Below are 13,648 nucleotides of genomic sequence, written 5' to 3' on the forward strand. Positions count from 1 at the left end.
GGTTTTGTAGGAGCGAGCAACTCGCTCCTACAGTGTTCTCTCGGTCTTAATGAGCGGAGCTATGCCGCCGCACGCCGCTTTCCATCGGCGGCAGATGTGCTGCCGTGCTGCCCGAGGCCTGGAAAAGCACCAGGTGTTCGGCCGCCACGCGAATACCCACGGTCGCCCCGACCTGATGGTCGGCGTGGCTCGGAAAAATCGATTCCAGTTGCGCGCCGGTCGGCAATTGCAGGCGATACAAGGTTGAAGCACCAAGGAAGGTCTTGCCGACGATGGTTGCCTTGAGCGAGCTGTCCGGCGCATAGACGATGTCGTCCGGGCGCAGCAGCACATCCACGGCGCCGCCGATGGGCCAGGTATAGGCCCGGTTACCCCGCAGCGTCCCCAATTCGGTCTGCACCGATTCCGGGCTATCGAGCTGGCCGCGAATGAAGTAACCCTGGCCGATGAAACTGGCGACATAGGGCGTCAGGGGTTCGTGATAAAGATTGTAGGGCGTATCCCATTGTTCCAGCCGACCCTCTCGGAATACCCCGACGTGATCGCTCACCGCGAAGGCTTCTTCCTGGTCATGGGTCACCAGGATCGCGCTTGTGCCACGCGCCTTGAGGATGTCCCGCACCTCATGGCTGAGCTTGCGCCGCAGCTCGCCATCGAGGTTGGAGAAGGGTTCGTCGAGCAACAGCAATTGCGGTTCAGGCGCCAAGGCCCGGGCGAGGGCCACGCGTTGTTGCTGGCCTCCGGAGAGCTCATGGGGGAAACGTTTTCCCAGGTTCTTCAGGTTGACCAGTTCCAGCAGTTCGTCGACCACGCGGTTCTTGTCAGGATGTTTGCGAATGCCAAAGGCCATGTTCTCGGCGACGCTGAGGTGTGGGAACAGCGCGTAGTCCTGGAACACCATGCCGATGCGACGTTTTTCCGGAGCGAGGGTAAAACCCGCGCGGGAGATGGTTTCCCCGGCCAGCTGGATCTCGCCTTCGTGTACCGGCTCGAAGCCGGCAATGGCCCGCAGGGTCGTGGTCTTGCCACACCCGGACGAGCCTAGCAGGCAACCGATGTCACCGGCATTGAGGTGCAGGTTGAGGTTCTGGACGACTCGCTGGTCCTGGTACCCGCAGGCCAGGTTGTGCAGATTCAATAGCAAAGAATGACTCATGCGTGGTGATACGCCGGCTCGACGAGGAATTCGAGCAGGGCCTTTTGTGCATGGAGACGGTTTTCTGCCTGATCCCAGGCCACGGAGCGCGGGTCATCCAGCAGGTCGGCGCTGATTTCCTCACCGCGGTGGGCGGGCAGGCAGTGCATGAACAGCACCTCGGGGTCCGCCAGGTCGAGCAGGGCGCGGTTGACCTGCAGCGGCGCGAACAGCTTGAGGCGCTTGGCGGTTTCCTCTTCCTGGCCCATGGAGGTCCAGACATCGGTGCTCACCAGGTGCGCGCCGGCCACGGCCAGCTTCGGATCCCGGACGAGCGACACTCGGTCCCCGGCCTTGGCAAGCAGTCCTGCATCTGGCTCATAGCCTTCAGGGCATGCAATGCGCAACTGGAAATCGAATTGCATCGCCGCTTCTATATAGCTGTTGCACATGTTGTTGCCATCACCGATCCAGGCGGCGGTCTTGCCCTGGATCGAGCCGCGGTGCTCGAGGAACGTCTGCATGTCGGCCAACAGCTGGCAGGGGTGCAGATCATCGGACAGGCCGTTGATCACCGGCACGCGGGAATGAGCCGCGAACTCGGTCAGGGTGCTGTGGGCAAAGGTACGGATCATCACGGCGTCGAGCATGCTCGACATGACGATGGCGCAATCGCTGATCGGCTCGCCACGGCCCAGTTGAGTGTCGCGAGGCGACAGGAAGATCGCCTGGCCGCCGAGCTGGATCATGCCGGCTTCGAAAGAGATGCGCGTGCGGGTGGATGACTTCTCGAAAATCATTCCCAACACACGGTTTTTCAAGGGCTCGAACAGTACGCCGCGCTTACGCAGGTCCTTGAGCTCCACGCCTCGACGGATCACACCGAGCAACTCATCGGGTGTGAAATCCATCAGGGAGAGAAAGTGCCTTGCGCTCATGATTGACTACCTTTTTGTAACAGACCGCAGATACTCAGAGCCTTGTTTAATGGAAAAACGGGCGAGACCTGCGGCAAAAGCCGCACGGGGCGACGAAATAGGGGAAGGCGCGATATTGACATTAAATGTCGCGTCTTACCAATAGGGCTACGGTTATAAGGGATTTCAGCGAGGCCAATGCAGATTGCACTGACGCGGTTGAGGCCGGTTTCCTGACAGCAGCGGGTTCATTTGTACACTGGCGTCGCGCCGCTTGGCAATCGAGCAGGGCGGGCACGGGATAGCTGACGGTTGGTTTTTGACCGCTGTCCGGGTCGCCGGTCTGGTGTGCAAAGTGAAATATTTCCTAATGTAGGGGGCTGGGTTATAAATGAACTCCGAGTCGCAGGAGCCCCGAAATGGATTTGAAAGAGCAACAACTGATGGAACTGTTGGGGCTGACGGCGCGTTCCCTGACGCACCTGACCGCTTCGGTGACGTCCATGTCATTCGAGTTGCTGCGCAGCGATGACGAAGTGACCAAGGCCGCGGGTCGCCGGATGATCGACCGGATGGCTACGATCAGCAGTGGGCTTGACGAACACTGGCGGTTGATCGGCGAATTGACTGGGGTGCCCATTGCCCAGGAGCAAGTGGAAACCATCGAGGAGATCCAATTGCTGGAGCCTCCTCCCGAGCATCCCTGATAGCGGTTCATCGGCGGGCCTGATGCCCGGCGATTCACAGGACGAACGTCGCTGGCGCTGTACAAGTTCAGGCGCCATAGTTTTATTCCCGCGGCCGAAAGGGCCCGCTACGAATAAAACAGAGGCTGGCCATGACCAAGACCCTCCACCACCGTGCGTGCCACCTGTGCGAGGCCATCTGTGGCCTGACCCTCGAAACCACTGAAACCGAAGGCCAAGGCTTGGCGATCACCTCGATCAAGGGTGACCCGCTGGACAGTTTCAGTCGTGGACATATTTGCCCCAAGGCAGTGGCGTTGCAGGATATCCAGAACGATCCGGATCGCCTGCGCCAGCCCATGCAGCGAGTGGGTGGCGAGTGGCAGCCCATTGCCTGGGACGACGCCTTTGCCTTGGTGGCCGAGCGTCTGGCGACCATCCAGGAACGCCACGGCCAAAATGCGGTGGGGGTGTATCAGGGCAACCCGAGCGTGCACAACTATGGGCTGATGACCCACAGCAACTATTTCCTCGGCCTGCTGAAAACCCGTAGCCGATTCTCGGCGACTTCCGTGGACCAATTGCCCCATCACCTGACCAGTCACCTGATGTACGGTCACGGCTTGCTGCTGCCGATACCGGACATCGATCACACCGATTTCATGCTGATCCTGGGCGGCAATCCATTGGCCTCCAACGGCAGCATCATGACCGTGCCGGACGTGGAGAAGCGGCTGAAGGCAATCCAGTCGCGGGGCGGCCGAGTGGTGGTGGTCGATCCCCGCCGCAGCGAGACGGCGGCGATTGCCGACCAGCATGTCTTCGTACGCCCTGGCGGCGATGCCGCGTTGTTGTTTGGCCTGCTCTGCACCTTGTTCAGCGAAGGACTGACGCGGGACAGTCACCTGCCGGTGGACGGTCTCGACGAGGTGCGCCACGCCGTTGCGCCCTTCTCGGCAGAGGCCATGAGCCCGCTCTGTGGGGTTCCTGCCGAGCAGATCCGCCAATTGGCCCGAGATTTCGCCGCCGCACCGTCGGCCGTGTGCTACGGCCGGATGGGGGTTTCGACCCAGGCTTTCGGTACGCTGTGCCACTGGCTGATCCAAGTGATCAACCTGGTAACCGGCAATCTTGATCGGGTAGGCGGGGCGCTGTGCACCGAGCCGGCAGTGGATTTGGTGGCAACGACGTCGGGCGGGCACTTCAATCGCTGGCAAAGCCGGGTCTCCGGGCGCCCAGAATACGCAGGCGAGCTGCCCGTCTCGACCCTCGCCGAAGAAATGCTCACCGGCGGCGAAGGGCAGATCCGAGCGCTGGTCACCGTGGCCGGCAACCCGGTGCTGTCCACGCCCAACGGACGGCAACTGGAGCAAGCGCTGGATGGGCTTGAGTTCATGGTCAGCATCGACCTGTACATCAACGAAACCACGCGCTATGCCGACTTGATCCTGCCGTCCACCTCGGCCTTGGAAAATGATCATTACGACACCACGTTCAATCTGTTCGCGGTGCGTAACGTCAGTCGTTTCAACCGGGCCATCCTGCCCAAGCCCGAGGGGGCGCTGCACGATTGGGAGATTTTTGTCGGGCTGGCCAAAGCCTTTGCCGCCCGGACCGGCAAGGAGCTCAAGCCGACCATGCCGCCGGCACAGATGATCGATTTTGGCCTGCGGGCGGGGATGTATGGCGATGCGTCGCCGTACAAGTTGTCCTTGGCGACGCTGTTCGACCATCCCCACGGCATCGATCTCGGTGCGCTCAAGCCCAATCTGGCTCCCCGGCTGAAAACTGAAAACGGCCGCGTGCAGGCCGCGCCCGCTGTCATCCTCGCAGACTTGGCGCGCTTTGCCGCGTTGCGTGCGCCGGCAGCAGACGAGCTGCTGATGATTGGCCGTCGCCACGTACGCAGCAACAATTCCTGGATGCACAACTTTCATCGGTTGGTGAAGGGCAAGCCGCGTCACCAGTTGCTGATGCATCCCGAAGATCTTGCCAGCCGGGGCCTTATCGATGGGCAGCGCGTAAAGGTCAGTTCCCGGGTGGGCGTAATCGAGGTGGACGTGCAGGGCAGTGCGGACATGATGAAAGGCGTGGTCAGTCTTCCCCACGGTTGGGGCCATGCTCGTCCGGGCGTGCAGATGACCATCGCCAGCGGACAGCCTGGGTCCAGCGCCAACGACCTGACTGATGACCGCCAGCTCGACGAGTTGTCCGGCAATGCGGCGCTGAACGGGGTTCCGGTGAAGGTGGCGGCTGCGTAAAATTGTCCTTGGGGCGGACCGAGCAGGGTGCTCGGCTTTCCGTTACAATGCGCCACCGTGTCGACAACTGAAGTCGCAAAAGTTCTAGCCGAGGTGCTCCGTGGATATCATCGAAACGATTAAAGACCAGATTGCCAACAACACTATCCTGCTCTACATGAAAGGCTCGCCGAATGCCCCGCAATGCGGCTTCTCGGCCAAGGCTGCTCAGGCGGTGATGGCGTGTGGCGAGAAGTTCGCCTACGTGGACATCCTGCAGAACCCGGAAATCCGCGCCAACCTGCCTAAATACGCCAACTGGCCAACCTTCCCACAGCTGTGGGTGGGCGGTGAGCTGATCGGCGGCAGCGACATCATGACCGAGATGGCGGCTGATGGTTCTCTGCAGACCACGATCAAGGCAGCTGTAGAAGCAGCAGCGGCGAACAAGTCCGAAGCCTGATCTACCCCAGGCCCTTGTGGGAGCAAACTCTCCCACATTGGTTTGTGTGGGCCTGGCCATCAGGCAACAAAAAGCCCCGCGCCTCGAAAGAGGGCGGGGCTTTTTAGTGGCTTGCTGTCGGGACGCTTATTCTTCGCCCATCTGCGATTGCAGGTAATTCTCGAGACCTACTTTGTCGATCAGGCCCAATTGGGTTTCCAGCCAGTCGATGTGTTCTTCCTCGGATTCGAGGATATCTTCCAGCAGTTCACGGCTACCGAAGTCGCCAACGGTTTCGCAATGGGCAATCGCGGCTTTCAGGTCGGCGTGGCCGGTGCGTTCGATGCGCAGGTCGCACTCAAGCATTTCGCGGGTATGTTCGCCGATGTGCAGCTTGCCCAGGTCCTGGACGTTCGGCAGGCCTTCGAGAAACAGGATGCGCTTGATCAGCTTGTCCGCGTGCTTCATTTCGTCGATGGATTCGTGGTACTCGTGCTTGCCCAGCTTGTTCAGGCCCCAATCTTCGTACATGCGGGCATGCAGGAAGTACTGATTGATCGCGACCAGCTCATTGGCGAGGATCTTGTTGAGATGCTGGATGACTGTAATGTCGCCTTTCATGGTGAGGGCCTGCCCTGATAACTGTGTATAAGGCGGAGTTTGAGCCGAGCAATTACGAGTGTCAAACCTAAGTTATTGAATAATAAATGAAAATTAATCGGAATAAGAATGTTTGTGTTCCGCGTCTGGAAGCTAACCATTTGATTTTCAGACATAAAAAAACCGGACGTTGAGTCCGGTTCTTCAAATATCTGGATTTATGCGGCGCTAAATTCTGCCGGATAAGGAATCGAGGCTTGGGCGGTCTGCACCTTGGCGAGGGTTTCACGCACCACTTCCTTGGCCAGGCAGGCGCATTTGCCGCATTGGCTGGCTACGCCGGTGGCCTGGCGGACTTCCCGGTAGCTGCAGCAACCTTCGTAGATCGCTTCGCGGATTTGTCCGTCGGTGACGCCAGTGCAGAGGCATACATACATAAGTGAGAACCGTCGCTGGTTGTGACTCAATTGGGACGGATCTTAATGTTAACGAGAATGATTGTCAAAGTGGTTTCCAAGGTTCGTTGACGAACGGTGTCGAGCGGCTGCCATTGGGTAGGGCAGCGGATTTTCAGGGGGCGCCAAAAAACCGTTGAGGACAGTCCAAACCTGCGGTGTATGATGGTCGGTCCTTGCAAAGCGGGTTCGTGTCACAGGGCTGTCGCCTGAGGGTGGCAGGCTGGCGCGGACCTTGTTTTCACGTTACTACACCAGGAGATATCCAATGAGCGTACTCGTAGGCAAACAAGCCCCTGACTTCACCGTTCCTGCCGTCCTCGGCAACGGCGAAATCGTTGACAGCTTCACCCTGTCCTCGGCCATCAAAGGCAAATACGGCCTGGTGTTCTTCTATCCGCTGGACTTCACTTTCGTTTGCCCATCCGAGCTGATCGCACTGGATCACCGCATGGACGACTTCAAGGCACGCAACGTTGAAGTGGTCGCTGTTTCGATCGACTCGCACTTCACCCACAACGCCTGGCGCAACACCGCCATCAATGCCGGTGGCATCGGCCCGGTGAAATACACCATGGCAGCCGATATGAAGCACGAGATCGCCAAGGCCTACGACGTGGAGTCCGAAGGTGGCGTAGCCTTCCGTGGCGCGTTCCTGATCGACGACAAAGGCGTGGTTCGTTCGCAGATCATCAACGACCTGCCGCTGGGCCGTAACATGGAAGAGCTGATCCGTCTGGTTGACGCCCTGCAGTTCCACGAAGAGCACGGCGAAGTCTGCCCGGCCAACTGGAAAAAAGGCGACAAGGGCATGACCGCATCGCCTGAAGGCGTTGCCGCTTACCTGGGCGAGCACAGCGACAAGCTGTAAGCGCACCCAGGCATAAAAAAACCGGCCCCCGATGGGCCGGTTTTTTTATGGGGGGCTAAATACATACTGTGGCGAGGGGATTTATCCCCGCTGGACTGCGCAGCAGTCCCAAAATGGTGAGTCCGCCACACCCAGTTGGCAGGTTTGGGGCCGCTTCGCGACCCAGCGGGGCGGTGCGACGTTTCGCTAAATCCCCTCGCCACAAAGAGCTAAGCCTAGCTCTATGTCAGTCGTCGAAATCCTGCCAGCCACCCATCTCTTTCCACCGGTTGACGATGCCGCAGAACAGCTCGGCGGTCTTCTCGGTGTCATAGCGGGCCGAGTGAGCCTCACGGCCATCGAAATCGATATCAGCCGCCTGGCAGGCCTTGGCCAATACCGTCTGGCCGTAGGCCAAGCCAGCGAGGGTCGCCGTGTCGAAGCTGGAGAAGGGATGAAACGGATTGCGCTTCATGTCCAGGCGCGCAACGGCGGCATTGAGGAAGCCCAGGTCGAAACTGCTGTTATGGCCGACCAGGATCGCGCGCTTGCAACCGTTGGCCTTCAGTGCCTTGCGCACGCCACGGAAGATGTCGGTCAGCGCGGTTTCTTCGCTGACCGCCATGCGCAGCGGGTGATCGAGTTTGATCCCGGTGAACTCCAGGGCTGCCGCTTCGATGTTGGCGCCTTCGAACGGTTCGACCCGAAAGAAGTAGGTGTGGTCGGGGAAGACAAAGCCTTTCTCGTCCATGCCAATGGTGGTCGCGGCGATTTCCAGCAGCGCATCGGTGGCTGAGTTGAAACCACCGGTTTCTACGTCGACCACGACCGGCAGATAACCCCGGAAGCGAGCAGCCATCGGGTGGCGCGCGCCGCCCGAACCGCCGTTGCCGTCCAGTTCGTCGTCGAAATGATCTTCACTCACGCGTTTTCCTCCAGCAGGCGCCAGCGCAGTTTTTCACCGGCGCGCAGCGGGATGACAGTCTGCTCGCCAAACGGCAGGCTGGCAGGGGCGGTCCACTCGTCGCGAACCAGGGTAATCCGATCGGTGTTCACCGGCAGGCCATAGAAGCGTGGGCCGTGCAGGCTGGCGAAGCCTTCGAGCTTGTCCAGGGCGTTGCGCTGCTCGAACGCCTCGGCGTACATCTCGATGGCGGCGTAGGCGGTGTAGCAACCAGCACAACCGCAAGCGGCTTCCTTGGCATGACGGGCGTGGGGCGCCGAGTCGGTGCCGAGGAAAAACTTGGCGCTGCCGCTGGTGGCCGCATCCAGCAAGGCTTCCTGATGGGTGTTGCGCTTGAGGATCGGCAAGCAATAGAAGTGTGGACGGATCCCGCCCACCAGCATGTGGTTGCGGTTGTACAGCAGGTGATGCGCGGTGATGGTCGCGCCGACATTGGCCGAAGCCTCGTTGACGAACTGCACGGCATCACCCGTGGTGATGTGCTCGAAGACCACCTTAAGCGTCGGGAAGCGTTCGACGACGCGACGCATATGTTCGTCGATGAAAATCTTCTCACGATCGAACACATCGACGTCGCCCCGGGTAACTTCACCGTGGATCAACAACGGCATGCCGACTTCGGCCATCGCCTCGAGCACCGGGAAAATCTTGTCGATGCTGGTGACGCCAGAGTCCGAATTGGTAGTGGCGCCAGCGGGGTACAACTTGGCCGCATGCACGAAACCGCTGGCCTTGGCCTCGCGTATCTCCTCGGGCTGGGTGCGGTCGGTGAGGTAAAGCACCATCAGCGGTTCGAAGCGGCTGCCTTTCGGGCGTGCCGACAGGATGCGCTGGCGATAGCCATCGGCCTCGGCGGCGTTGCGCACGGGCGGAACCAGGTTTGGCATGATGATGGCGCGGCCAAAAGTGCGCGCGACATCGGCGACGGTATGGGTCAACACAGCACCATCGCGAAGATGAATATGCCAGTCGTCGGGACGCAGCAGGGTCAGGCGGTCGGACATGGGGGGCTTCCAGGCGGGTAAATCTCGGGGGAATGCTACCGGAAAAGACCGATCCGGGCACCCGCTATCAAGTTTTGCCGCAAGTTACCGATAGCCCCTTCAGGTGTGCCAGCATTTCGTGCCAAGCGGCATGCCCAGCGTTTCTCGATTTCCGTATAAAAGCCAGTGGAGCCTCCCGTGCGCCAGCGTTATCTAGCCTTGCTCAGTGTGTTTGCCAGCCTTCCTGCGATGGCGCTCACTTTCCAGACCCGTCTGGAGAGCATCGAGTGGACGGTCGAAGGCGACAAGTTCGAGTGTCGGCTGAGCCAGCCGATCAGCGATTTCGGCAGTGGAGAGTTCGTGCGCAAGGCGGGCGAGCAGGCCACGTTCCGGCTCAAGGCCAATAATCCGATGCTCGGCGGCGGCTCTGCGACGTTGCTGGCGGCCGCGGCGCCTTGGCAGCCCGGGCGGGGCGATATCAACCTTGGTTCGGTCAGGATCGGCAGCGGCGATGTGCTTTTCAACAGCTCCCAGGTACAGGCCGGCCGCTTGATCAGCGGGCTGATGGAAGGTCGCAGTCCCGTAGTGCGACGCAACACCGAGGACGGGCGGGTGTCGGAGGTTCGGTTGCTCCCCGTGCGCTTCAACAAGGCGTTCAACGATTACCAGGGCTGTGTAGCGAAACTCTTGCCGAAGAACTTCGAGCAGATCAAGCAAACCCAGATCGGCTTCCCTGGCGAAGGGATCGAGCTTGATGCCCAGGCCAAGGCCCAGTTGCAGGTCATGCTCGACTTCATCAAGGCGGACCCGAGCGTCAATCATGTCGAGCTCGATGGCCACTCCGACAACAGTGGCAACCGCCTGACCAACCGCGAGTTGTCGCGTCGCCGGGCCCTGGCTGTCCAGGATTTCTTCAAGGCCAACGGTTTCCAGGAGTCCCAATTCACCGTGCGCTTCCACGGCGAGCGTTATCCGCTGGTCGCCAATACCAACGCAGCCAACCGGGCCAAGAACCGGCGTGTGTTGGTAAAACTGGAGCGGGTACCCGCCACCCAGGCCCCGGCCCCACAGGCGCCAGCTCCCGCGGCAATGCCGGCGGCACCTGCCGTGGCACCCGCTGCTGCGCCGGGCAAGACGGCGACGCCGGTTGCTCCGACCAAGACGGCTGCGCCTGCCGGAGCGACTGCACGTACTTCCTGAGCCGGCCTGATCGTCGCGCAGTCGACATAATCTGTCGCTTCGTCGTCATAAGCTGTCGCGCCTCTGTAAATTATCCGCGCTGGACGTTAGACTTCCCGGCTTTCCGTACAACCCGTGGAGTGATGGCATGGCGGACGTAAACAAGGTCGTTCTGGCGTATTCCGGCGGCCTGGACACTTCGGTGATCCTCAAGTGGCTGCAGGACACTTATAACTGCGAAGTGGTGACCTTCACCGCTGACCTGGGACAGGGCGAGGAAGTCGAGCCTGCACGTGCCAAGGCCCAGGCCATGGGCGTCAAAGAAATCTACATCGATGACCTGCGCGAAGAGTTCGTCCGCGACTTCGTGTTCCCGATGTTCCGCGCCAACACCGTTTACGAAGGCGAGTACCTGTTGGGTACGTCCATCGCCCGTCCGCTGATCGCCAAGCGTTTGATCGAAATCGCCAACGAAACCGGCGCCGATGCCATTTCCCATGGGGCCACCGGCAAAGGCAACGACCAGGTGCGTTTCGAACTGGGCGCCTATGCCCTCAAGCCGGGCGTGAAAGTCATTGCACCGTGGCGTGAATGGGACTTGCTGTCCCGTGAAAAACTGATGGATTACGCCGAGAAGCACGCGATCCCGATCGAGCGTCATGGCAAGAAGAAGTCCCCGTACTCGATGGACGCCAACCTGCTGCACATCTCTTATGAAGGCGGCGTGCTGGAAGACACCTGGACCGAGCACGAAGAAGACATGTGGCGCTGGACCGTCTCCCCGGAGAAGGCCCCCGATACCCCGCAATACCTGGAACTGACCTATCGCAACGGCGATATCGTCGCGCTGGACGGCGTGGAAATGAGCCCGGCCACCGTGCTGGCGACCCTGAACCGCATCGGCGGCGAACACGGCATCGGTCGCCTGGACATCGTCGAGAACCGCTATGTCGGCATGAAGTCCCGTGGCTGCTACGAAACCCCAGGCGGTACCATCATGCTGCGTGCTCACCGGGCGATCGAATCGATCACCCTGGACCGCGAAGTGGCTCACTTGAAGGATGAGTTGATGCCCAAGTACGCCAGCCTGATCTACACCGGCTACTGGTGGAGCCCGGAGCGCCTGATGCTGCAACAGATGATCGATGCCTCCCAGGTCAACGTGAACGGTGTCGTGCGCCTGAAGCTGTACAAGGGCAACGTAATCGTGACCGGGCGCAAGTCCGACGACTCGCTGTTCGATGCCAACATCGCGACCTTCGAAGAAGACGGCGGTGCCTACAACCAGGCCGACGCGGCCGGCTTCATCAAGCTCAACGCCCTGCGCATGCGCATCGCGGCGAACAAGGGGCGCAAGCTGTTCTGATCCGCTCCCCATGGAAACGGCCTGCATAAGCAGGCCGTTTTTTTATCTCCCTTCCCTAGCGCAATGCTCACGGTTTCCTCCTTCGACGATGACGGACCAAGCGATTGTGTTTTTTCCTTCCCCGTCGTAACGCATAGCGGCGCCTGCCGGCGGAGCCATGCCTGCCCTTCTTGACATGTTTGCTTTTGGGGAAATCTGAAGGTGAATACAGAGCGCGGTAGTTGAAATTGAGCGTCAGAAAAAACAACAACGATAAGAAAACGGGAAAGCCGATCAGGAACCAGACGTAACAGTCACGATCGTCGCTGTCCAGGTACGGCAAGGATATCGCTGCGGATGTTTCCGACAAACTTGCAAGTATGGCAATAAGCGTCATTGGGTTGATGATGGTTTTTTTTAATTCGTTCATGATGGATGCTCATGGGTAATTACATGCTCTTGATTAAAATTTGGATTTTATTGGTGGCCGCCCGAAAGGGTGGTCAGTCAGAAAAGACATTCAGGTCGTTCTTGTCTAATTCCACCAGGCTGTCTTTTTTATACAGAAACTCATGCCGATGAGTGAAATTTTTACCGTTTGTATGAAATTAAATCCGTTACTATTTATAAAAAACAATGACTGCATGCGCTGAAACACCTTCTGTTTCTTCGAGAAAATCCCCCTCGTTTAAGCGAGGTCGGCATGTCAGATTTATGGCGTTGGTCTCGTGGAAAATTTCATGGCACATTATTTTGCAGATAATTTGTAGGAAAATTCTGTATTGCTTGTAGGTTGCGTCTTTCGCTGCGAGCGCTCACGAGCAACGGCATGCCAAGGTAGAAATGACTAGGCTATTGTGCGTGCTCTAAAAATTCGAACAGCGAAATTGGATGTGCCCATGAATAAAGTGCTGATCGTGGACGATCACCCCGTCATTCGTCTTGCTGTACGTTTGCTAATGGAGCGTCATGGATATGAAGTTATCGCCGAAACGGATAATGGCGTTGATGCCTTACAGATCGCCCGAGAACAAATGCCCGATATCGTTATCTTGGATATCGGAATTCCTAAGTTGGATGGGCTGGAAGTCATTGCTCGCTTGACCGTTAATCCTTCGCCCGTGAAAGTTCTGGTATTGACCTCCCAGGCACCCGGGCATTTTTCGATGCGCTGCATGCAGACAGGGGCGGCGGGCTATGTTTGCAAACAGCAGGATCTGACGGAATTGTTAAGTGCAATAAAGGCCGTGCTGTCGGGGTATAGTTACTTTCCCAACCAGGCACTGCATACGGTACGTTCAACGCTCGGGAATGCCAGTGAGTCCGAGATGGTGAATCGTTTGTCTGGGCGGGAAATGATGGTCTTGCAGCAATTGGCTCGCGGAAGAACCAATAAGGAAATAGCAGACGCGATGTTCCTGAGCAACAAGACCGTCAGTACCTACAAGACTCGCCTGTTGTTGAAACTGAACGCCCGTTCGCTGGTCGACCTGATCGAACTGGCACAGCGAAATGGATTGGTGTGAATTTCAGGCCTTTCACACGATAAAAAGCCTCCATACGGGAGGCTTTTACGTGTCAGAGATCGAAGTCGTAGTCGGCGAGTTGCTTTTGCAAGCGGCGCTCTTCCAGCAGGTTGTCGATGGTGCGGCGTTTGCTCAGGTTGGTTTTTGCAACCTCCACGACAGGTTCCGCCTCGTCAGCCTCAACGGCGATGAAATCGTCTTCTACATCCAGTTGTTCTTTGCCAGCGCTCATGGGTTCGACTCCAGGCTAAGACTGCCATTGGCGCTCCTTATATCGATAAACCACCTGCGGGTAAAAAAGATTTTTTCAATCGACGGATAAACAA

General features: G+C 58.8%; 14 protein-coding genes and 1 pseudogene. 7 read left to right on the forward strand and 8 right to left on the reverse strand.

Features of this window, described 5'->3' with window-relative positions; translation table 11 throughout:
* Positions 1-46: 46 nt before the first annotated feature.
* Both J3P79_RS06415 and argF read right to left on the reverse strand, forming a co-directional pair.
* A complete protein-coding gene (locus J3P79_RS06415) occupies positions 47-1,156 on the reverse strand; it encodes an ABC transporter ATP-binding protein (RefSeq protein WP_434609077.1) in 1,110 nt (369 codons plus the stop codon).
* Entirely contained in the window at positions 1,153-2,073 is a 921-nt protein-coding gene (argF, locus tag J3P79_RS06420; RefSeq protein ID WP_434609079.1) for an ornithine carbamoyltransferase, read from the reverse strand. Before argF ends, J3P79_RS06415 begins: the two co-directional genes overlap by 4 nt.
* A gap of 398 nt (positions 2,074-2,471) precedes the next feature.
* On the opposite strand from argF, the gene J3P79_RS06425 reads away from it, so the two are divergent.
* From J3P79_RS06425 to grxD, 3 genes are all read left to right on the forward strand, one after another.
* Positions 2,472-2,759, forward strand: a complete 288-nt coding sequence (locus J3P79_RS06425) for a hypothetical protein (RefSeq protein ID WP_434609080.1) — start codon at positions 2,472-2,474, stop codon at positions 2,757-2,759.
* Between the two features lie 131 nt (positions 2,760-2,890).
* The gene (locus tag J3P79_RS06430; protein WP_434609081.1) at positions 2,891-4,999 is read left to right on the forward strand and encodes a molybdopterin oxidoreductase family protein; all 2,109 of its coding nucleotides are present in this window, start codon (positions 2,891-2,893) and stop codon (positions 4,997-4,999) included.
* 100 nt (positions 5,000-5,099) lie between these two features.
* Entirely contained in the window at positions 5,100-5,441 is a 342-nt protein-coding gene (gene grxD, locus J3P79_RS06435; protein ID WP_030140761.1) for a Grx4 family monothiol glutaredoxin, read from the forward strand.
* A 126-nt stretch (positions 5,442-5,567) separates the two neighbouring features.
* Here grxD and bfr read toward each other — a convergent pair whose 3' ends face one another.
* Complete coding sequence (gene bfr, locus J3P79_RS06440) at positions 5,568-6,041, reverse strand: bacterioferritin (protein WP_025215180.1); 474 nt, start codon at positions 6,039-6,041, stop codon at positions 5,568-5,570.
* 197 nt (positions 6,042-6,238) lie between these two features.
* Entirely contained in the window at positions 6,239-6,457 is a 219-nt protein-coding gene (locus tag J3P79_RS06445; RefSeq protein ID WP_434609083.1) for a bacterioferritin-associated ferredoxin, read from the reverse strand.
* A 286-nt stretch (positions 6,458-6,743) separates the two neighbouring features.
* Here J3P79_RS06445 and J3P79_RS06450 point away from each other — a divergent pair, with 286 nt between their 5' ends.
* Positions 6,744-7,346, forward strand: coding sequence for a peroxiredoxin (locus J3P79_RS06450; protein ID WP_039591751.1), 603 nt, complete (start codon positions 6,744-6,746; stop codon positions 7,344-7,346).
* Between the two features lie 226 nt (positions 7,347-7,572).
* Here J3P79_RS06450 and rnt read toward each other — a convergent pair whose 3' ends face one another.
* Positions 7,573-8,250 carry a ribonuclease T gene (gene rnt, locus J3P79_RS06455; RefSeq protein WP_039591753.1) on the reverse strand — a complete coding sequence of 226 codons (678 nt, stop codon included), beginning with the start codon at positions 8,248-8,250 and terminating at the stop codon, positions 7,573-7,575.
* A complete protein-coding gene (gene pyrC, locus J3P79_RS06460; protein ID WP_434609086.1) occupies positions 8,247-9,293 on the reverse strand; it encodes a dihydroorotase in 1,047 nt (348 codons plus the stop codon). Before pyrC ends, rnt begins: the two co-directional genes overlap by 4 nt.
* Before the next feature lie 177 nt (positions 9,294-9,470).
* Between pyrC and J3P79_RS06465 the strand changes: the two genes are divergently transcribed.
* Together J3P79_RS06465 and J3P79_RS06470 are read left to right on the forward strand one after the other, a co-directional pair.
* Complete coding sequence (locus tag J3P79_RS06465; RefSeq protein ID WP_434609088.1) at positions 9,471-10,472, forward strand: flagellar protein MotY; 1,002 nt, start codon at positions 9,471-9,473, stop codon at positions 10,470-10,472.
* A gap of 127 nt (positions 10,473-10,599) precedes the next feature.
* A complete protein-coding gene (locus tag J3P79_RS06470; RefSeq protein WP_024779511.1) occupies positions 10,600-11,817 on the forward strand; it encodes an argininosuccinate synthase in 1,218 nt (405 codons plus the stop codon).
* Positions 11,818-11,983: 166 nt separating this feature from the next.
* On the opposite strand, the pseudogene J3P79_RS06475 reads toward J3P79_RS06470, so the two are convergent.
* Positions 11,984-12,226 (reverse strand): annotated as a pseudogene (locus J3P79_RS06475) (hypothetical protein); the annotation flags it as partial.
* Between the two features lie 469 nt (positions 12,227-12,695).
* Between J3P79_RS06475 and J3P79_RS06480 the strand changes: the two are divergent.
* Entirely contained in the window at positions 12,696-13,322 is a 627-nt protein-coding gene (locus J3P79_RS06480; protein WP_434609091.1) for a response regulator, read from the forward strand.
* Positions 13,323-13,374: 52 nt separating this feature from the next.
* Here J3P79_RS06480 and J3P79_RS06485 read toward each other — a convergent pair whose 3' ends face one another.
* A complete protein-coding gene (locus J3P79_RS06485) occupies positions 13,375-13,554 on the reverse strand; it encodes a PA3496 family putative envelope integrity protein (RefSeq protein WP_434609093.1) in 180 nt (59 codons plus the stop codon).
* Positions 13,555-13,648 lie beyond the last annotated feature (94 nt).

Source organism: Pseudomonas sp. R1-7, assembly GCF_051132105.1.
Taxonomy (GTDB): Bacteria; Pseudomonadota; Gammaproteobacteria; order Pseudomonadales; family Pseudomonadaceae; genus Aquipseudomonas.

Excerpts from the sequence above, each read along its gene's own strand:
- J3P79_RS06415 (WP_434609077.1), bottom strand. The coding sequence starts at position 1,156 with ATGAGTCATTCTTTGCTATTGAATCTGCACAACCTGGCCTGCGGGTAC.
- argF (WP_434609079.1), bottom strand. The coding sequence starts at position 2,073 with ATGAGCGCAAGGCACTTTCTCTCCCTGATGGATTTCACACCCGATGAG.
- J3P79_RS06425 (WP_434609080.1), top strand. The coding sequence starts at position 2,472 with ATGGATTTGAAAGAGCAACAACTGATGGAACTGTTGGGGCTGACGGCG.
- J3P79_RS06430 (WP_434609081.1), top strand. The coding sequence starts at position 2,891 with ATGACCAAGACCCTCCACCACCGTGCGTGCCACCTGTGCGAGGCCATC.
- bfr (WP_025215180.1), bottom strand. The coding sequence starts at position 6,041 with ATGAAAGGCGACATTACAGTCATCCAGCATCTCAACAAGATCCTCGCC.
- J3P79_RS06445 (WP_434609083.1), bottom strand. The coding sequence starts at position 6,457 with ATGTATGTATGCCTCTGCACTGGCGTCACCGACGGACAAATCCGCGAA.
- J3P79_RS06450 (WP_039591751.1), top strand. The coding sequence starts at position 6,744 with ATGAGCGTACTCGTAGGCAAACAAGCCCCTGACTTCACCGTTCCTGCC.
- pyrC (WP_434609086.1), bottom strand. The coding sequence starts at position 9,293 with ATGTCCGACCGCCTGACCCTGCTGCGTCCCGACGACTGGCATATTCAT.
- J3P79_RS06470 (WP_024779511.1), top strand. The coding sequence starts at position 10,600 with ATGGCGGACGTAAACAAGGTCGTTCTGGCGTATTCCGGCGGCCTGGAC.
- J3P79_RS06480 (WP_434609091.1), top strand. The coding sequence starts at position 12,696 with ATGAATAAAGTGCTGATCGTGGACGATCACCCCGTCATTCGTCTTGCT.
- J3P79_RS06485 (WP_434609093.1), bottom strand. The coding sequence starts at position 13,554 with ATGAGCGCTGGCAAAGAACAACTGGATGTAGAAGACGATTTCATCGCC.